Here is a 20890-nt window from a genome sequence, read left to right as displayed (position 1 = left end):
CGAAGGAGGGAATCTATTCTTAAATTGGCAACGCGCCTTGCTGGAAATGGGTTCCCGCTCGGGAACAACTGTTTTTCCTTAACTTAATAGCAGTGAGGGAGTGAGTAACCATGTCAATACTAAGTATTGCCTATTCAGGAATGAATGCTTTTCAAAACGCATTAAGCGTTACTGGGAATAATATTGCAAATATCAAAACTCGAGGTTATTCAAGACAAAGTATTCAATTTACTCCAACCCCTTCACGGAGCTATGCGGGCTCATTTATAGGTACAGGGGTAGCTGTTAATAACGTTTATCGCAATGTCGATCAATTTGCCAATGCTCAAGTAAGAAGTACATTAAGCGTTAAATCCCAATACGATACATTTTATCAGCAAGCCCTACAAATAAATAAATTGCTTTCTCAGGATGGTAGTAGCCTTTCTTCATCGTTACAGACTTTTTTTGACTCATTAGGACAATTAAATAATGCGCCAGACAGTGTGGCATCACGAAATGTTGTCATGAGCCAAAGTCAATTGTTAGCAAGTCAATTTTTATTCCTGCAACAAAATCTTGATCAATATCAAGAAAATTCTACAGCACAGATCAAGGAAATAGCAGGTAAAATCAATCAACTAACTGCCAATCTTGCTGCAGTAAACGAGCAAATAATGAACTCGCCGAACTCGCCCGAATTGCTGGATCAACGAGATCAATTACTTAAAGATTTGTCTGAATTCTCCGATTTAACTGTAATAGAACAGGATAGCGGGATGGTGAATGTGGGGATTGGCAGTGGTCAAATGTTGGTGATCGGAACGACTCAAAGAGCTTTGTCTGTGAGTTATGACCAACTCACGGCACAAGGGACTCATATTTCGTTGGATTCAGGTGCAGGGCAAACAGATATTACAAATCAATTGGTCAGTGGGACATTAGGTGGCTTATTGAATTATGAACGAAATATTTTGTCTAAGTCCAGTCAAATAATCGGGCAAATGGCGATCGGATTGGCACAGACCTTCAATGCTCAAAATCGCTTGGGTATGGATTTGAATAATCAATTGGGACAGAATATTTTTACGGATTATAACAGCCAGGCTTTGCAATTAAATCGTTCGGTTCCTGCAGCAACAAATGCGGGATCCGGAGTATTGTCAGTGAATATTACTGATATCTCACAAACCAAAATAACTGATTATCAACTAGTTGTCACTGATGCAGCAACAAATCAGCTCGCACTCATTCGTGATTCTGATGGTTCCGCAGTAACTCTAAATTGGAGCAGTAACCCACCATCTCCTCCTGCAGGACAAATTGTTGTCGATGGCATGACCATTACCGTGGATAATATTGCTAATTTGGTAGATAACGATACGTTTACAATTATGCCAACACGTGGGGCTGCTGAGAATTTTTCGCTATTGATGAGTGATCCCCGTCAATTAGCGCTTGCTGCCCCGGTACAAACCAGTGCATCGATAAACAATACAGGACAAGGAAAAATTGATTTAGGCTCTGTTATAAATACTAACGAGGTTACAAAACAATATACCATAGATTTTATTTCCCCAACGCAATTCAATTTAATTAACGTTACAGACGGGATTACGACTGGCCCAATCGCCTTTGTTCCCAATACAGACAATGTGATTCAGATTCCGGATAGCGTCAATCCGTCTTATTCTATTAAATTATCAGGTGCTCCAAATACTGGCGATCAGTTTACTGCTCAGTACAATCAAGGGGGGTATGGTGATAATCGCAACGGTTTACTTTTAGCGGGAGTTCAGCAACAAAATATTTTTTCTAATGGCAACGAAACGATTTTTGATGTTTATTCTGATTTACTTTCTGACACAGGAAGCCAAACCAATGAGGCTAAAAATCGTGCTGATGCGTTTCAAGTTTTATATAAACAATCCGTGGATTATCAAGAAAGTATAAGTGGTGTTAATCTGGATGAAGAGGCGGAAAATTTACTGCAATTCAAACAAGCTTATGAAGCTGCGGGAAAGCTAATGGAAATTGCTAATCAAATGATGGAATTACTTTTTCAAATAATGAGGTGATAAATGCGTATTTCAACGAATCAAATTTATCAGAACAGTTTGAACAGTTTATTGCTTAAACAAGAGCGAGTAGCGAAGCTTCAAGAGCAACTTGAGGAAAATTTTATGAGGGTCCGTTATTCTTCTGATGACCCCATTGCTTTCGCACAGATTGAACTAATGAATCAACAAATAAGTACTACAGAACTTTTGCAAAAAAATCGTGAAAGTGCTGGTAGTGCGCTGAGCATGGAAGAATCCATCTTAAATGACTGTACCATCAGTTTACAAAGGTTGCGAGAAATTCAAGTTAAAGCGGGTAATGCGACATTATCTGAAAAGGATCGTAAGGCATTAGCAATTGAGTCGAATATCATTTTGAAAGAATTGCTTGATTATGCAAATACAAAAGATATTAATGGCGATTATATGTTCAGCGGCGGACAGACTTCTACAGTGCCTTTTTCAATCAATGCTTCGGGACAATATGTATACAATGGTGATAGTACTCAACGCTTTCAGCTTGTTGCAAGCAGCCTGCAAATTGCTATTAATGATCCCGGGGACGATCTTTTTATGCGTATACCCAATGGTAATGGTAGTTTTTCAATAAAACAAACAGGAACACCTAATACGGGAACTGCGTCATTAAATACTGGTTCAGTAACTACTCCTTCAGCTTATATACCTGATAATTACACAATGAGTTTTGCATTGAACTCACAGGGAAATCTGGTCGTCATGGTATCTGGAGCATCAAGCGGTAATGTAATTCCTCCTACAGGCTCACCTGATGATGCCCCTTTATACCAAGAAGGGATGACTGTTAGTTTTAATGGAATGGAAATGGCTATTTCGGGAGTGCCGAATGCTGGCGATGCTTTTTTAATTGCACCATCTCAAAATGAATCAGTTTTTGCTACCATACAAAACATGATTGATAATTTAAATCAACCTTATTCAACTGCCACAGAAAAGGCAGCGGCTATGACTGTGAATAATCAAATATTGGCACAAATAGATAGTGCTTTGGGTGCTATCTTAGATGCCCGAGCAAATCTGGGGGCACGTTTAAACCAGTTAGAACATGCTGAAATAGCAAATTCTGATTTAATTGAGCAAAGTAAAATTACTTTAAAGCGCTTGCAAGAAGTAGAACCTTTAGCTGCTGCAACGGAACTCAAACAGGAATTATATAATTTAGAAATTGCTCAGCAAAGTTTTGTGATGATTCAGGGATTATCTATTTTCAATTTCATTTAACGTATTACAAATTATATGAACTACAGAACATTTTAATGTGGCTTAGGTGCTTGTTCGAAGAGCTGAAACCCGGGTTTCGCTTTGCTTCATCAAGGCTACAAAAATATCTACAAGATGAGTTTGAGTTAGTTATTTACAGGGCAAGGCGTTAAGCCAAAATTGAGCGATATCAATTCGTCTTGCTATCCAAACATCCTGATATTGAGTTACATGATCTAAAAATTGTTTTAGCACAAGACAACGATCTGGTTTTCCACTCAAGCGTGGATGTAATCCTATCGTCATCATCGCCAGGCGTTGTTCCTGATAAAGATAATGAAATGTATTTATTAATCGAGCGTAAAATTGGCTAGCCTCTGAAAAACCGGGTGTTATAGTAAATCTGAAGTCATTGCAATCAAGGGAGTAGGGAATCACTAAATGCTGTTCAATATAATAAGGCAATTCATCGGCATAACTGTCCGAGTCATAGAGAAAACCTCCAAGTTCAAATAATAATTCTCGAGTATTTTCACTTCGCCGACCAGTGTACCATCCTTTAGGCTTGTGCCCAGTTAGTTTTTCTATAGTTTCAATAGTTAAAAGTATATGCTTTTTTTCAATTCTTCTTGGCACATTGGTGTAATTTATCCAGCGCCATCCATGTCCCGCTACTTCATGATTCTGGCTTGCCAGGTAATCGGCAAATAAAGGATTAAGTATCAATGCTTGTCCAGTAACAAAAAAAGTAAGTGGAATTCTATAATGATCAAATAAACGCAGTAGACGCCATATACCTACACGACTACCATATTCATAAAACGATTCCATACTCAGATTTCGTTGTCCTTTGGCTTTGGGCATAAAAGGAAAATCTGCACCACTAATTTCTGCCTGTACATCGCCATTGGCGGGACTTAATTCTGCTCCTTCTTCGTAATTAATTACAAAGTTAATGGCAATTTTTGCTTTATTGGGCCAAGAGAGACTTATTCCTTCAGGGCCATAACCTAATAAATCACGCATGTTTATCCTAGTTCGAACGTGGTAATACCATAAATACCTTCGATAGACAGTTTAGGTGTTCCTTTTAGATACATTCTTGCTGTTGCAAACACTTTGGACATCTTATATTTGTTAACTAAATTAACTGCGAAGGGATTATTCTCGGGAATATCCAAAAAGACAATTTCTCCTTGAGCATACTCGACCAATTGTTCATATAGTTTCTCAGCAATAGCCGGTGTATTTGCGAATAGAGGTCCTATTTTATAACCCTCAAAACATTTTCTGATTACTCCATAACCTTTTAATTGCTTTTCCTGGACAAAACCGAGTGCTAAAGCAGTATTTTGTTTGATCCATGCTGAAAGAAACTTTGGCCTTGGGGCCGGAAAAAAGTGATTGTCATATTGAATCAATTGTTCAAAAGGTACAGTTTTTAGATCAACCAAATTAGGATCATGTTGAGGGGTTAAGCGGGTGTGTTCCAGAGCATAGCGGGCGTTGCTGTGTGCAAACTGATAACCAATATGAGCATAGTTATTGACCATATCAAGCACCCCATCAATACCCGCATTGCGACCATCGACATATGCAAGACGGGCAGATGTTAATTCCATTCCATAGCCCTGAGTTCGGTATTTTTTATCTACGATATAAAGTCCACAAAAAGCAAAATGCTCGTCATAAACTACCGCAGATCCAACAGCAATAATCTGACCATTTAATTTGCCAGCAAAGAACCCTTGTGGGTCGGTTTGATAAAAACATTCTGCATCATTTAATCCTGGGTTCCATCCTTCTTTTCGAGCCCATTCTATAGCAATTGCAACTTCTTCACGTGTCATTCGTTCAATATGATATTGAGGCATGATGTTACCTCTATGAAAGGGGATATATTAAATTAAATATTAAAGTAGTCACTAAATCAAATAGATAGGATTCTATTTTTTTTGAATAAATTATGAATACTAATTCATCGTTTTAATTTTCTCTTTATCAATAAATTAAAGTGATACTAAATACTAAAAATTACTGTATTATAATCCTTTCCAGTCTTTTAGATATGTAAGGAAGCATTATGAATTTCAGTATCAGGAATACCTTAGGCCCCTTATTTCTCATTCTTTCATGTCCCGTTTTTGTAATGCTGATGTGGTTTACCAATACCCAGCTTCAAGGGTCCTTGTCTGCTTTGTGGGATTTAATGATTCAAAATGGTTTGTATCAAACTGTATCTACCGTATGGAAACCTTATTTTTGGGGTTCTTCTATTGCCTGGAAGATTATTTTAATTTTTACAGTATTTGAGCTGGTTTTGATGCGTATTTTGCCAGGAAAAAAATTTGAAGGACCTATTACTCCCAAAGGGAATATCCCTGTTTATAAAGAAAATGGTGTTTTGGCATTTATCGTAACAATGACAAGCTTTTGCATTGCATCGTTTGGTTTGAATTTATTCTCAGCTTCAATTCTTTATGACAATCTCGGAGCTTTGTTTGGCGCATTGAATTTGTTTAGCCTTATCTTATGTGTCTTTTTGTATCTTAAGGGGCGTTTTTTTCCCTCATCTACAGATTCAGGCACAACCAATAATATTCTGTTTGATTACTATTGGGGAACAGAGCTTTATCCTCAAGTCCTTGGATGGAGTATTAAAAAATTTATTACATGTCGTTTTGGTATGATGAGTTGGGGGCTATTCCTTATTTCTTATTGCGCCAAGCAAGCAGAATTAGGTGAATTATCGAATTCAATGTTAATTTCTGTGATATTACAATTCGTTTATTTGAGCAAATTTTATATGTGGGAAAAAGGCTATTTACGCTCTTTAGATATCATGCATGATCGAGCCGGTTTTTATATTTGCTGGGGTTGCATGGTATGGGTTCCTTGCGTTTATACTTCTCCAAGTATGTATCTTGTGCTCCATCCGATTAATTTATCTTTTGTATGGGCAAGCCTCATTTTAGGCTTAGGTTTAGCGAGTATTATTATTAATTATCTTGCCGACAAACAAAGGCTTATTGCGCGAGCTACACAAGGTGAATGTGTCATTTGGGGTAAAAAGCCTGTTACGGTGTTGGCACGTTATGAAACTACAGAAGGCGATAAAAAACAAACTATATTACTTGCTTCGGGATGGTGGGGCATAGCCAGACATTTCCATTATATCCCAGAGCTTGCTGGTACATTTTTTTGGTCTGTACCCGCTTTGTTTGATAATTTTGCACCGTACTTTTATCTTTGCTTTTTAACTATTCTGTTATTTGATAGAGCATTTCGTGATGATAAGCGATGCTCTTCTAAGTATGGCCATGATTGGAAAAAATACTGTGAATTGGTTCCTTATAAAATTGTTCCTCTAGTGATTTAACACGCAAATTAAAATTTCATTTTTTCCAAAACCTCCTGGGTAAAAGCAAAGCGGGTATCCAGGAGTTCCTGTAAAATAGAAAAGATTTAAAAATCTTATCAAATGAATACAATTTAGCTCTGGATGAGGAGTGTTATGCTTTTTTATGTTTTATTTATTATCGGCGTTGGTTTGGTGCTAAAAGTGTATCAACTACACCAAAATGCTACAGCTGCAAGAATTACCTATCCTTCAGCGACCAGTTATCTTTCATTAATAAAAGATCTTACTTTTTTAAGAGCGAATCCTTCTGCAAAAACACAATTACAAACACGTTTTATGACGTTTATAGCAGAACTGGGGGCTCGCTCACTAGATGAGCCAGGATCAGGGATCGCCTACTTTAAATTGCCTGATTTGACTCCCGTATTTATATTGTCAAATAAATCAGCAATTCAACAACTCTACTCGAAAGCGAATGAGACAAAATTTGGACAAAGACCTTTTTTTCAACGGTTGGCCGTGATACTCGGTTCAGGTAATCTCATGTCTTCGATTCTGGGTTCGGATACTCATTCTAGAATTCGCCAATCAATTCTTTCGCGTAATGAGTCAAATAGACCTCATGTGGCAAATATGGTTGCAGATTTTTTTAAAGAATATGAGTTGGAGCAAGGTCAGGATGGGAGAACCCTCAGTGAAGTTATGGATAGACTGTCGAGAAGAGTTTTACTCACAACCTATTTCGGAGCAGCAGTTATTAAACCGTTTGAAAAGTTTTATCATCCAAGTTTAACAAAAGAGTTAATCACTTGTCTTTTTAGTTTGGATCCTATTCAGGATGATGAGAAACAAAACCTTCTTTTTTTAAGAGATAAAACCTTTAAGCTAGGCTGTCAGGTTATTTTCTCATCAGATGAAATTACAAAACAATTAATGGAGCAGCAAAGTTGGCTTAATTATTTACTTAGAGTCCGAGTATTAATGAATTCGGATGTAAATAGTCAATTGGAAGAACTTGGGATAAATTCAGAAGAAGAATTAACGGCAGTACAATGTGAGCTATTAATAAAGTATTCAGTTGAACACGCGGACACTACACTGCTGTCTACCATGGTGAGAGACGTTGTTAATGAAAGTTTATTCATCCCATTATTAGGTTTTGATGCTACAGCTACTGCTTTGATTACCGCATTAAGAATTGCGCTTCAAGATAAGCGTGTCTACAGCATAATAAAACAGGAAATTCAGCAGAAAATTTCAGCAGGGGAGTCTTTTGAATTACATTCTCCTTGGGATGCCCAAATAGAGAAGGGGGTATCTTATGCAGAAGCTGTTCTGTTGGAAGCATTACGATTGGCGCCACCAGCACCCATTGTGCCAGAAATAGTCCACGAAACAATCGATCTTGATATGGAGGGTACCTCAATCACTTTACCTCCAGGAGCACTTGTATTCATTCCTATGCAGGGAGTACATACACACGCACAATATTTTCCAGATATTGTGCTTTCCAGTGAAGGACAACGAATTTTTGGCAAAAAAACAATAAGTGCCAACGATATTTTTCCCGAGCGATGGCATCCAAAAAACGGTAGAGGCGTCCTTTATAATGCCCATTATTTTGCTGAAACTCATTCATCTGATGTGCCAAGGATAATGGAAAAGGAAGGACAATTATTACCATTTAAAACAGGTGCACGACGTTGTCCTGGTCTTCGGATTGCAATGACAGAAATAATGGCATTATTTCGTATGCTTGCCACCTATAAATTTGAACTTACGGCAGAGGAGCATCTGGAATTACGGTTTAATTATGAGACGCCATTACAAAGAAATGGTGGGATGGGGGTGCTAAAAATTAGACCTCGTAAGCATTTAGAGCTACGTGAGGCACCATCACCTTATGCTGAACACAGTGTTCATGGGTTTAACTTTTTTCCTGAACCTCTTGTTGCCAAAGATAGGAAAATAGAACCTACTTCTTTTTCTATATCTAATAGCCGAGTGTAGTTGTGTGCTGGATGAAAAGCATAGCCTGGGATTTATATATCAATTTAAACCCAGGTTATGATTCGTTAGCCTAATTAAAAATTGGGAATTGATGCATAACATGCCAATAAAATACCCCATAGATGAATATAATCACCAATTAATATATTTTTGAGATACCATTTGGGTAAACGTCCATTTCTAATGTCACTCTGTAAGTATTTGATGATCGGAATAAATGCGACAAGAAAAAATATCATGAGCACGTGATAAATAAAAATCAGTTCTTGGGCATTACTGTATAAATAGGTTTTATATTTCATTTGCCAGGGAGTGATATAGATAATGACGAATGTAAACAAAAATACCTTAATGATACTGTTTAAATCAGTCATAAAAGGAAGTTTTTTACGACAGGATACAATTTCTTGTCCAGATGGGGAAAGTGCATTAAATGAAATCAATTCAATAACGGCGCTTACCAAAAAAAATAAGCAATAAATATAAATACTAATTGTCGTTAAGGTAGGCATGCTTAAATACGAATCGAGTCGTCTCAAATAATAAAAATATGTCTATAATTTTATCAGGATAATGGTTGGAAGTCGATCCTCCGTTTCTTAAGATATTTTAAATAGGTTGCAGTGATAGGAATAATTCCCTTAATAGGAGTTTTAATAAGAAGAAAAATAATTTGAGTCAAGACTGTTTTTTTGCTTTTTATTTGTTAACATACCAACGGCTAATTTCTTTTTTTTTCCTAGAAAATTCTTGTGGATATTTATTCAACGTAATATCAATTTAAATTCGAGCAGCTTAATATACTCTTTGGCGCATCAGTCTTCTTTTCATTTTTAAATGCATTTTATTGCGATGAGTTATACACATTTTCTGTGGATAAGTCTGTTTATAGTCTGTAGAGCTCTTTGTATACTTTAAGAAATTCAAAAAAAAGCACTTGCTCCCATAGGTTTTGCCTGCATAATCTTAATGTTCAGACAAGATTAAATCTTATTTGTTCTTGGAATGGATAACCTGCTTTGTGATGCTCGGTTTCTATCCAAGATCTATAAAATATCAATTTGTTGAAAAGAGGCAAGAAAATACAACAAAATTTAAATCACTTCCTGTACATGTAAATAAAACGCCCGTGGGTTCATTTGAGTTTTCCGATAATAATATTTTATGCATTAATTTCATTCCGCCAGCGGAATAACAATTATTTGATAAGCTGCTAAAAACATTACTTATGGTTTTAATTTGACCAGATCGTTCATAAGCTTCTTGGCATTGAGCTGATTGGCCGGTAGGAGGGGATAGTGCTTTTTCCGCGTAGGCATTTTGATAAATTAAGGATGAAACTAGAAATAATCCATGAAGAAATTTCATAAGGGTCGTCCATGTAAGATAATTTCTTTTATTATAGGTTTGAATTTAAAAAAGTGGAAAAATGCAGCTTCTTGAATAATTAATTTTTCTTTAAAGTGGTATCGCTATAGCGAATAGAGCGGCGGCTCGTTATTCGGAGATATTCAAAGCCTAGGAGTATCTAGGGCTTTGAATATCCAACAATTCATATTCTTTAGAGCATATTAGATTATCTGGCTACCCAGATAAATACTTGCAGCAGCTACTCCTGTTGTGACTACTATCTTAGTAAAGAAACCACACCATGATTCAGCGGTTTTCTCTTTCTTTTCTTCATGCTGTTCTACTTCTTTTGGCAGATGAGGATTTTTAACTGCTTGGTGTCTTAATCTGCCACTCAGGAAAGGACATGCTTCTATCGAGGTCTCATCTTTACTGGATTCTATAGGCATTAAAGGATTATTTGATGAATCTGAATGAATTTTGCTGGAAAGTTCGTTATATAGTGAAGGAGCAAGTTTTTGGATCACTACACTTAATCCGCCATTAATTCCTCTGGAGTTTGCTTTCCTCCCAGAAGTTTGTTCAAGTTGCTGTAAGATTTCACCAACATTGAATAATTCTTTAAGAGCGGCTACGGCATTCGGAGCAACATCGATAGGCTCACCGTTTTCTAATTGGTGAATGACCTCAATGAGATGTTTAGTGCCAAGTTTCTCTCTGAGTTGAGCAACGATTTCTTCGCAGTAAGAAAATTGTAACCCTAAAGTTGGCCCAGATTCATTTCCAGGTAAATGGGAGGCCTGCTCTCGAATCTTTAAAAATAGCTTATCATCCTTTAATATTGCTTTGAGCGCTTGCGCGTTGGGATGCTCTTCTCCGTAATGGACCGCATCTCGTAGCAGTTGCTCGATGATCATTTGCTCTGAAACAAGAATAGCAATTGATAATAATGAAGCTGCATTTTTGGGGTTATTCAAATCAGGATTCGTTAGCCGCCCATTAATCCGCACATCAATTAATCCCTCATCTATTGAAATTGGTATTTCCTGATTTAGGTGAAGAGCAGGGCTACCATTTTTTTTCTGTAAATCAAAAGCATAGATTACTGCTTTTAGCGTATTTTGATTTGCTGTATAGGAGTTGGTTAATTGTTTTAATAATCGATGTCTTGCACTTTGAGCTAAAGTCGTTTTTAGTGGTTGAATCATTTCAAAGGCAAGATTAATGGTTAACAGATCGTCAACAATATCTTTTTCTTTTGCATCTTTTTGCATCTGATCAAATACGCGTTTTGTGACGGTTGAGTCCATTAACTTTCCAGGATCAAAGCCATATTCTGTTTCCAGTATTTCAAGAAGAATATCCATTGCGTTGAATGATCGATTTTGGGTATGTAGGATATGTTCATTTCCTTTCATCAAACCTAGCATTAATAATTTTCCCTGATCTTCCGGTAATCGTCGAAAACCACTTTTTGAGATTCGTATCAGACGAATTACATCTTCAGCATATTCAGGTTGAACAAGCTTTTTATTGTCCTCTTTAATAATCCAACCCATTGGTGCTGCGTTATCATTTACATTAATTACAAAGCCATTTTCTTGATATGTTTGAGTGTGTTCAGGATCAAGGTCGATTTTAGTGTTTGATGGGATAGTCGCTGTTTCTATTACCATTCCAGAATGTGTTTTTATAATTTTTTTATCATGGTCTGCGATAATTTCAAATTCACCTTTATCTAATTCCTGAGTAATAAGGTAATATTGTTGCGCATCGACTCCTTTGGGATGACAAAGATATAAAAAACCTTGCTTCGATAAATGACTACTTAAATTGATTCCTGTTTGCCATACTGAGAAATGAATGGTATCCCAAATTGATTCACCACCACGAAGACCTTCTGTATTAGGATATTTGAGTGGCTGACTTCGCTCATTTAATATTTTTCCTTTCCCAACAATATAATGACTGGACTGTTCTAATAATTTAGTATCTTGTAACACTGTTGAGAGTTCTTCTGATAGGCCAAACAAATCAAGTTGATTTTTCCCTTCGGCAGTATGCTCAGTTGAGTTTTCTTTATAGTTTTCTTCACAAACTGGCTCAATTAAAGCAGCAAACTGAGCTAAACTTAATTGCAAACGAATCGCTAAGGCGCCCATTTCGGAAAAATTCTTTCTTAATGCTTCCATTCCATGAACGGAAGTATCATCATATTTAAATCGGGTACCTGTATATTTAAGGGTAAAACCTTGTATCGTAGAGTCATTTTTTTTAAACATTTCTTTCCTGCATTTTAAATCAACAAAAAGATTTAAAATTATACAGATTCATCCTTAGCAAATTATTAAGTATACAAATCTCATCATTTAAATATTTTGATTGTTGTTTTATTTGACAAACATGTACTGTTTCCCTTTCAAGTATTCAAGGGATTAGCCAATAAGTTGAGATAAGTGTCTGTTGGTAATTAAAAGGTCAGCAGGAACGTATTTACTGTCGGAGAATTTTGGCTCTTGCACTATTATTGAATCATTCATGAGTTCTTCATTTTGTGGAGTAGGCGTTGCGGCTGTTGCAGCTGATTCAAGGATAGGGCGTAATGCTGTTGAGTAACTGCCTTGGCAGATATCTGATAGTTCATGAGCATAATGATCTAATGCTTCCTCCAGGATTATTTCTTCATTTTCTTTTGTACGGTTCTCTAAGATTTGTTCGTCTACATTCTTTGCGTGCACTTCGACTCCCCACTTAATTAATCCAAATAGTGCAAGTCCAATACTAAATCCAAGCAAAATGGAGCCCCAAAGAGGCGGTATCGTAGCTGTACCTATAAGAATTATTAGACCAATTGTTGATAAAATAACACCTGTTCCACCTAGAACAAAATTTGTATAGGATTTTACTATGGTCTTATTAGCTAAAAGATTGCTTTCTTCTAGCTGGGACAATGGTTCTGTTATATTTGCAATATCTTTATCAATTTTAGCAATTTGGTGTTGAATATCGCTCACCTGTTCTATCAGTAATGTATTAGCCTCAAGCTCTTTTTGTTCATCAATTAATTTTGTGATTTGCGCCAGCTGCGCCAAGCGCTCTTTACGATCCTCATATAATAGTGTAAGTTTGAATACAAGGATGTTATCTAAAAACAAGTCAGTCGGTCCGATTTTACTGAGCATCTCACGAATAAACTGTACCTGTTTTGCTTGTTGTGTAGACAAATTGCTTAGGTGTTCTAGTTCCACAGCGTGGATTTCAAGTTGTTTTCTGTATTTGTCATTATTTAATGAACTATCAAATGTCTCCAGCAAATCCATAAACAGTTTTTTATCTCTATAGGCCTTACTTGTTTTGTATTTATTAATAAGTCCGCCTAAAAATGATATTCCCTCAATAAGAGTAGTTAGAGAGGCAAAAGCCAATCCAATTCCCGCAGCTACTATTCCTCCGAAAACGAAGGCAGCAATGCCTAAACCTGATGTAGCTAAAAGAACAATTATAGAAAAAGTTTTAATGGCAGCGGAGCTTTCTTTGTTAGTTAAAGTTGTAATCGCATTGGGAATAATAGAAAGCATCTGGAGGACGAATCCAAATATACGTAATTCTTTGACGGATGTTATGATGGAGCTTATTAAGCCAAATATTTTTTGTATACCCTCAAGTATGTATTTTGATAACTTGCCCTTTTTATGGATAATTTCAATAAATGACTTCTGGTTTTCCTTCGATAAGTTTATTCTTGTTTTTAATTTATCCATTTTTTCTGGTAGAACAACATGTTTTTTATGTGGATAAGTCATAGTTACTTTTCCAAAATGGTTTATGTTAAACACGATGAGCGCTTTATTATCCATACTGCGCATCTAAAATACAATCAAAATTGGTATAAAATCCTGTGAATTGCGAAAAAATTGATTTGCATAATATAAAATTTTATTGATACTCATTGATTAAATGGTTTTTTTAGAGCAGGGTGAGGGGGGGCTTGTGTCTGTAACTGCGCATATCGTTTTGTAGTGAGCCGTTGCATTTACTATTTATTGTCACCAACAAGGCTATGGATTGCCCTGATATCAGAAAATCATTTACTTTATTTTATTTTCAATGCGCTTATCTGGAATGAACCAAATTATTGCAACAAGTACATAAATCATTTGAGAAATCCACGTAGAAACATATGCTAGAGGGATTGCAAAAGCATATAATACGATGGACATATTTCCTTTAAAGTCATTTCCAATAGCCGTTGCTATCAGAGATTCTGCGCCTTCATGTGATATAAGCGCATGCACAAGTATCGAGTAGGAAATTGCAGCCAGTAAAAGTACTATTCCATAAACAGAAGTTGGTGTGGCTGTAAAATGATTTTCTCCCATCCAGCCTGTTGCAAAAGGAAAGAGTGAAATCCAAAACAAAAGATTCAGATTGGCCCAAAGGACTTTGCCTGAAATACTCTTGGCGGCGGTGAATAAATGGTGATGGTTATTCCAATAAATACCAATATAAATAAAACTAAGCATATAGCTTAAGAAAACTGGGCCAAGAGGTGTAAGACTGGTGAGGGTATCACCATGTGGAATTTTAATTTCCAACACCATAATGGTAATAATGATAGCAAGCACTCCATCGCTAAACGCCTCTAATCGTGTCGTTTTCATCCATTTTTCCCATATAACGTAACAATAACTTCATATTTATTATGGATATAAATCAATTGTAGAACAGTTTTTAATTTATCTTGTGAAGTATTCTGCAATATAAAAGACTGATTATTTAAGTAAGTTATTTTATGTTTATCTGGTAGTTAAACTGATTAAATAAATACATGATATTAAAGAATTTGTTTCAAGAAGGATCACTTACGTCCCTGTTTTTTGTTTTCGATTTGCACTTAAGAGACAATAAACATCCACCTCTTGTTTTATATAATAAAATTGAATATAAACAATAATTTATTTATTTATTAGAGAGATATATTTCTCATTTTTTTTGAAAAATTGGGGTTATCTATGTCTTTTTAACCACATTTTATATTGGAGCTATTGACGCTGACTGAAAAATATGCAAAATTGATATTTTGTTCTCACTTATTATAAAATGTGTATCTTTCTAAGGTAATTTATTATGGGTTCAAGTTGTAAGCATGCCAAAATTTCTTTATTTAGTGCAACTGCATTGTCTGCTACCGCGATGGTTGGTTCAGGATGGCTCTTTAGCGCGCAATTAAATGCTAAAATTGCCGGAAATTACTCTTTTCTTGCATGGGTTCTGGCTGCTTTGTTGGTAATGGCCGTGGGATTATGCCTTGCACAAGTCGCATCAATTTACCCCGTTCGTGGGGCAACTGCTCGCTCAAGTGCATTATCACATAATGGTATTTTTGGTATGCCATTTGCCTTTGCCAACTGGTTTGGATTAATGGTAACGATTGGTACCGAAGCTCAAGCAACGACACAATATTTAGCTGCTGCAATTAAAAGTGATTTTTTAATCGCAGATAATGTCCTGACCTTTTATGGTAAATTATTTGCATTGAGTATCTTAGTCATATATTTGTTTATTAATTATTTTGGTATTAAGTTATTAGCTAAAATTAATAATACAGTCACTGTAATAAAAATTCTTAGTCCGATTTTTACGATTGTTATTTTCTTGATTATGCGTTTTGATACCAGCAATTTCAGCTTGCCTACAAATACCCAATATGGAGTTGGATCAGCAATTACAGCAATCATTTCAGCTGGATTAATCTATTCTTACAATGGTTTTCAATTGGCAGTGGCTTTTGCCAGTGAAATAGAGAATCCAAAACGGAATATCCCTCTATCAATCGTTCTTTCAATTGTAATTGTGATGTTTGTTTATATGTTATTGCAATTATCCTTTATGGGCGCTGTACCTCATGACATGCTGGCAAGTGGTTGGAGTAGCCTCAATTTCCATTCGCCTTTAATTAATTTAGCAATGTTGCTTGGAGTGAATTTTTTAGCAATGATCTTGATTGCTGACAGTGTTGTGAGCCCATCAGGCACAGGATACTCTTATTTGGGTGGGGCTTCCCGGATGTTCTATGCTATGGCTAAAGAAGGTCAAATGCCAAGGAAAACGATTGGCAAATTACATCCTGAATATAATTTGTGTCGTCGTTCTTTACTCATTAATTTTACTCTAACTGCAATATTCCTTTGGAATTCAGATAGTTGGGCCTCATTAATGGTGATTGTGACTGGATATCATTTAATTGGATATATGGCCGCTCCAATTAGTATGGGGGCGATTAAACCAAATACCAGACTTTTTGGGTTAATCATCTTTTGTATCCTTGGGGTAATGATGAGCACTTTACCTGCTAGTGACTTTTTAAAGATGAATTTGTCGATTTCAATTTTGATGATAATCTATGGATCAATACAAATTGCCAGACGCATGAAAGTAACAACATTATTAGTATTATCAACACCTTTTCTGACTTATCTGTGGTTAATTTATTTTTATCAAAATATTTATTACATCATATTCCTGTCCGCTCTTTTTTATGCATTGATTACTCATAAAGAATACGTCAAATTATGTAAAGATACTCAATTAATTAGTGACGATGCTGCTGATATTACAGCAAACGCTGAAGCGCAACGAGCATAATATATGTCGCCTGTATCAGTGGAGCATGATACAGGCGACATTTGCTAGCATTTTTCGGCTACAACAAAGTAGGCAACGTCCCTAACTTTTTTTTATAGGATTTTCCAAACTGAATCTGAGCACGGAGTTTTCAGGTTCGTTCGATTTGCCCCCTCTCCCGCGCTAGGAATTTGAGTAGTATGATGATGCCTTTTCGCGGGACGAGGGTTGGGAGAGGGAATGGAACAATCTGTGTTAAGACAACGAGCTCGTGATTTAAGGAAAAACAGTACTGATGCTGAGAGGCATCTATGGTATTACCCTCGAGCGAATAGACTTGGATTTAAATTCAAGAGGCAAGTACCAATAGGTGAATTCATCGATGATTTTGTCTGTCTTGAAAAACGACTGATTATCGAGCTTGATGGCGGTCAACATGCGGACAATCAAATGTACGATGTAAAGCGTACAGATTGGCTAATGACACGCCAAAAAAAAACACAATGTTCATGAGCCCAAACATCATAAACCAGCGATCATCCTTACCATGACGTCCTTTTGGCTTTGGAAGCAACTTTTCTAAACGAAACCACCCCTCATCGTCAATAACCATCCGTGACATTCCCTCTCCCCAACCCTCGTCCCGCGAAAAGGCATCATCATACTACTCAAATTCCTAGCGCGGGAGAGGGGGCAAATCGAACGAACCTGAAAACTCTGTGCTCAGATTCAGTTTGGAAAATCCTATAAAAAAACTTTAGGGACGTTGCCTAATAACCTGGATAATGTCTCGAGTTGTAAAAAAATTCGTTATCTTAAGTCTGTTGGCCGCTTCATTATTCTTCGAGCCTCTTGTTTTAGATTACCTGGGTTTTGGGTGTGTTGTATTGCATTGAACAACTCTTCAAAGAATAGGGTCTAATTGTCCCTAGCAAAGATTATGTAGTTTTGTAATATGTTTATATAGTGTCGCAAGACCGCTATTGAGGCAAGCTTGGATTACGTTTTTTTGATTTAAATAAACGGGGTCTAAACTTTGTGAGACCCCATTGATCTATCCATTAAGTGATTTTAAACTGGATTTATCGCCTCAGAGCAGACTTTTTCCAGTTATTGGTTGAGTGTATACGCCGCTTTTATATTCTTGCCAATTATCGGCAGGTTTGATGGCACATTTTTTTGAAACCATATGCCATCCTGGTTGGTGTTGGTGGCATGCCGCATGAATTGGTCCGGCTGCAAGCATAGTAGTGGCGAGTATGAATCCTGCTGCTTTGATCTTCATATAGATCTCCTTGTACATGGTTACATAGATCGAACAAAAAAACATCAATATGATTATATATTACGCTTGCTCGATGTGCAAATTTGTACCTAAATAAAAAGCACTGCTTTAAAAATATGGTAGGTATTTTCTTCATTTCTCAAACAGTTATCAAGCAGTAGACTTTTCAATAACTTCCAAAATTTCGCCCATATACAACTCATCTTAATAAAACCTTAATATTAATAGAATAAAATATGTGCTTACTATTCTATTATTGAACATCATTTCAGTTAACGAAACTAAGGATACAACGTGAATAAAATTATGACTTTATCTCTTTTTATCATCTTTGGATTATTCTGTTCACAATCAAACGCCCAAAAAACGATTAAACTTAGCCCTAATGAAACAAAATTACTGGCAAATAATACACTTTGGACGCTCAATGCAAGATGTGTTGTTCAGTGTACCCATCAAAATAACGGTAAAATTAAAATTAATGTAATAAAAAATAGCGGTGTGATCAATGGAAGAAAACTGTCTACTGGTCAAGGAACTTTAATCCGGGTCAAAAACAACAGCAGTGTATCTGTGAGTGCAGAATCGGGTACTCAAATCAATCTTATCAATTTAGGATCAGATGAATTACAAGCAGTGTGTTCTATTTAAGATTGAAGTAGCAAAGTTTAAAAAACAGATTCTGAGATTATGAAAAATTTTCATCGGCTCCGGGGCAGATCAGCGGAGGCAGAAGATTTTTATCAAAAACTTGCAGCTCTTGATCCCAAAGATACAAATAAAATTGAAAAATTTAAGGATACTATGGGAGAAATTCTTCCTCCTAAGACTGAGGAAACCAGAGGCTATGGATGTTGGTAGTTCATTTACTCGTAGAAACTCAATAATGGATTTTCGCCTTCGCGTAAATGACAAAACAGGTAGGATAATGAAAAACAGAAATGGATATGACAAATCAGTGAACATATATCTAAGTATTGTTTAATTCAATTAATATGACGTTGCGCTGTGGTAGTGATTGATTTCTTGATGAGCTTTATGCTACGGTTATCAAATGTACAAATATCGTTCGCTAATCCTCTTTTTACTTATGAGTGCCATTTTTCTTGCGCCACTTAAAGTACCAACATGTCCAAAACAAAGCGTAAATATACCCGCTGCAGTTTCTTTTGCAGTAACCCCTTGTTCGGTGCAGCAAGTGATGAATAGTAGTTGTTTTTCAGCTTCTTATTGGCTCCAAAATGAGTTTCTAAGCTCCTCATGGATAGTGCGAAACCTCATAGGTTTATTAGGTTTTTTACTGATTTTCTCAAAATATAATTCTCCATTGGATACAATTTATCGTCCTCCTATTTGATTTCTTGTTTATTTTTAAATTCAAAAATAATTATTAAGGAATCAAAATGAAAAAACTAATTTTGTCATTATCGATGGCATTTATCCCATTTTCTGTTTTTGCAACAGGGATTAGCAGTGCGAATCCTGCCGATGCGATGCTGTTTATCCAAAGTCATGGCCCCGCCTTTTATTTGACTGCGTTCTTTTTTCTTGGTGTTTTATTGGCCTTTACACCTTGCGTTCTCCCTATGGTGCCCATTTTATCCAGCATCATTACAGGACAAGGAGCCAATACTGGACGCCAGGCTTTTAAGTTATCTTTGGGCTATGTTTTGGGAATGGCAATAACTTATGCCATCGCTGGGATGTTGGCAGCCTGGTTCGGGTCGACTGTACAAACACTAATGCAACAACCTCTGATTATTGGAAGTTTCAGTCTTATATTTACATTCATGGCATTATGGTTGTTGGGTGTATTTGAATTACGAATACCGGTTTTTGCCCGATTCACTCCAAAGCGTAAACGGCAGCATGGTATTTTGTCAGCAACCTTGATGGGCTCTTTATCAACTTTAGTTGTATCACCTTGTGTTACAGCGCCTTTAATTGGCATTTTAACCTATATTGCTCAGAGCCACCGGGTAGCTGAAGGGGGCTTATTGCTTTTTGTTTTGGCATTGGGAATGGGACTTCCTTTATTAATTGTTGGTGCAGGATATGGACGTTTCTTACCAAGTTCTGGCCCCTGGATGGTTCGGTTAAAACATCTATTTGCCCTCATGATGTTTGCCATGGCCGTCTGGTTATTAAGTCGTGTTGTTCCTCAATTCTGGATTGATTTGGCGTGGGTTAGTGTTTTACTCATTAGTGCATGGGTTTTTGGAGCTTTTCGTCAGGAGCATCGCTGGGGCGGACGGTTACTGCAAGGATTGGCTTTGTTATCTATGATGGGAGCGGGGGCTTTGGCGTATCAAGCATTTATACCCACTCCTATTACCCAGTCAGGAACTCAAGCTCCATTTATTAGGGTGCATACTCTTAAAGAAGTAAATGTCAAATTAGCTGAAGCAAAGGCAAATCATAAACGTGTTTTTATCGAATTTTTTGCCGGGTGGTGTAGTGACTGTCAGGCTATGGATAAACATGTCTTTAATCAAGAAGCTGTTATAGAGGCCATGCAAGGTTCAGTAAATCTTCGTGTGGATATCAGTGAAAAAACAAATGAGGTAGTTAAAATCCGACAGGCGTTTCATATTTATGGAATTCCAACGATGCTTTTTTATGATAAGCAGGGGCAACTACTGACTGATTTAGGTTCTGTAGGACAGTTATCTAAAGAAAAAACCCTACAGTTATTAGCAGAATTTGGGAAGTAGGGTCCTGTAAATCTGCGACCCACAAGTTTATTTTTATGATTGATGAATATAAGTTATTTGTTTATCAAGTCAGCTTGTGGGTTGTCTCCATCATCTTTTTTTCAAAAACATAAACACACAACTGCTTAAATAATAATCTAACTGTCTTAAATGTAATGCGCTTATTATCGTTATCGCGTATAATATTCAACCATGATTTGCTTAAAAAAAACAAAATTATCTGTTCGTGAATTGACAAAATCACGCATATTTTTTACGGGAATATAGA

General features: G+C 36.5%; 16 protein-coding genes. 8 read left to right on the top strand and 8 right to left on the bottom strand.

What is annotated here, in order from left to right; translation table 11 throughout:
• Positions 1-110 precede the first annotated feature (110 nt).
• Positions 111-2057, top strand: a complete 1947-nt coding sequence (gene flgK, locus BW930_RS03370) for a flagellar hook-associated protein FlgK (protein WP_058469150.1) — start codon at positions 111-113, stop codon at positions 2055-2057.
• Positions 2058-2060: 3 nt separating this feature from the next.
• On the top strand, positions 2061-3299 hold the full coding sequence (gene flgL / locus BW930_RS03365) for a flagellar hook-associated protein FlgL (protein WP_058469149.1): 1239 nt from the start codon (positions 2061-2063) through the stop codon (positions 3297-3299).
• 129 nt (positions 3300-3428) lie between these two features.
• Here flgL and BW930_RS03360 read toward each other — a convergent pair whose 3' ends face one another.
• Positions 3429-4304 carry a polysaccharide deacetylase family protein gene (locus BW930_RS03360; protein ID WP_058469148.1) on the bottom strand — a complete coding sequence of 292 codons (876 nt, stop codon included), beginning with the start codon at positions 4302-4304 and terminating at the stop codon, positions 3429-3431.
• Between the two features lie 2 nt (positions 4305-4306).
• Positions 4307-5152, bottom strand: a complete 846-nt coding sequence (locus tag BW930_RS03355) for a GNAT family N-acetyltransferase (RefSeq protein WP_058469147.1) — start codon at positions 5150-5152, stop codon at positions 4307-4309.
• A 209-nt stretch (positions 5153-5361) separates the two neighbouring features.
• Between BW930_RS03355 and BW930_RS03350 the strand changes: the two genes are divergently transcribed.
• Positions 5362-6657, top strand: a complete 1296-nt coding sequence (locus BW930_RS03350) for a phosphatidylethanolamine N-methyltransferase family domain-containing protein (protein WP_058469146.1) — start codon at positions 5362-5364, stop codon at positions 6655-6657.
• 135 nt (positions 6658-6792) lie between these two features.
• The gene (locus BW930_RS03345; protein WP_058469145.1) at positions 6793-8649 is read left to right on the top strand and encodes a cytochrome P450; all 1857 of its coding nucleotides are present in this window, start codon (positions 6793-6795) and stop codon (positions 8647-8649) included.
• 74 nt (positions 8650-8723) lie between these two features.
• Here the strand turns inward: BW930_RS03345 and BW930_RS03340 are convergent, their stop codons facing one another.
• The 5 genes from BW930_RS03340 to BW930_RS03320 all read right to left on the bottom strand — a co-directional run bounded on the left by BW930_RS03340 (position 8724) and on the right by BW930_RS03320 (position 14660).
• Positions 8724-9161, bottom strand: a complete 438-nt coding sequence (locus BW930_RS03340) for a hypothetical protein (RefSeq protein ID WP_058469144.1) — start codon at positions 9159-9161, stop codon at positions 8724-8726.
• Between the two features lie 544 nt (positions 9162-9705).
• Positions 9706-10017: a hypothetical protein gene (locus BW930_RS03335; protein ID WP_058469143.1), complete on the bottom strand. Its 312-nt coding sequence runs from the start codon at positions 10015-10017 to the stop codon at positions 9706-9708.
• Positions 10018-10220: 203 nt separating this feature from the next.
• Positions 10221-12281 carry a Dot/Icm T4SS effector Ceg17 gene (gene ceg17, locus BW930_RS03330; protein ID WP_058469142.1) on the bottom strand — a complete coding sequence of 687 codons (2061 nt, stop codon included), beginning with the start codon at positions 12279-12281 and terminating at the stop codon, positions 10221-10223.
• Positions 12282-12434: 153 nt separating this feature from the next.
• Entirely contained in the window at positions 12435-13856 is a 1422-nt protein-coding gene (locus tag BW930_RS03325) for a T4SS effector SidA family protein (RefSeq protein WP_131756801.1), read from the bottom strand.
• A gap of 231 nt (positions 13857-14087) precedes the next feature.
• A complete protein-coding gene (locus BW930_RS03320) occupies positions 14088-14660 on the bottom strand; it encodes a TMEM175 family protein (protein ID WP_058469140.1) in 573 nt (190 codons plus the stop codon).
• A 466-nt stretch (positions 14661-15126) separates the two neighbouring features.
• Between BW930_RS03320 and BW930_RS03315 the strand changes: the two genes are divergently transcribed.
• Both BW930_RS03315 and BW930_RS03310 read left to right on the top strand, forming a co-directional pair.
• On the top strand, positions 15127-16644 hold the full coding sequence (locus BW930_RS03315; RefSeq protein WP_058469139.1) for an APC family permease: 1518 nt from the start codon (positions 15127-15129) through the stop codon (positions 16642-16644).
• Between the two features lie 219 nt (positions 16645-16863).
• A complete protein-coding gene (locus BW930_RS03310) occupies positions 16864-17136 on the top strand; it encodes an endonuclease domain-containing protein (RefSeq protein WP_083687412.1) in 273 nt (90 codons plus the stop codon).
• A 577-nt stretch (positions 17137-17713) separates the two neighbouring features.
• On the opposite strand, the gene BW930_RS03305 is transcribed toward BW930_RS03310, so the two are convergent.
• On the bottom strand, positions 17714-17908 hold the full coding sequence (locus BW930_RS03305) for a hypothetical protein (protein ID WP_058469113.1): 195 nt from the start codon (positions 17906-17908) through the stop codon (positions 17714-17716).
• A gap of 294 nt (positions 17909-18202) precedes the next feature.
• On the opposite strand from BW930_RS03305, the gene BW930_RS03300 reads away from it, so the two are divergent.
• Entirely contained in the window at positions 18203-18559 is a 357-nt protein-coding gene (locus BW930_RS03300) for a hypothetical protein (RefSeq protein ID WP_058469112.1), read from the top strand.
• A 752-nt stretch (positions 18560-19311) separates the two neighbouring features.
• Positions 19312-20622 carry a protein-disulfide reductase DsbD family protein gene (locus BW930_RS03290; RefSeq protein ID WP_058469110.1) on the top strand — a complete coding sequence of 437 codons (1311 nt, stop codon included), beginning with the start codon at positions 19312-19314 and terminating at the stop codon, positions 20620-20622.
• Positions 20623-20890 lie beyond the last annotated feature (268 nt).

The organism is Fluoribacter gormanii, from assembly GCF_900156395.1.
In the GTDB taxonomy this organism is placed as follows: domain Bacteria; phylum Pseudomonadota; class Gammaproteobacteria; order Legionellales; family Legionellaceae; genus Legionella; species Legionella gormanii.
The sequence above is the reverse complement of the archived record's forward strand: the minus strand, read 5'-3'. Positions and strand labels throughout refer to the sequence as shown.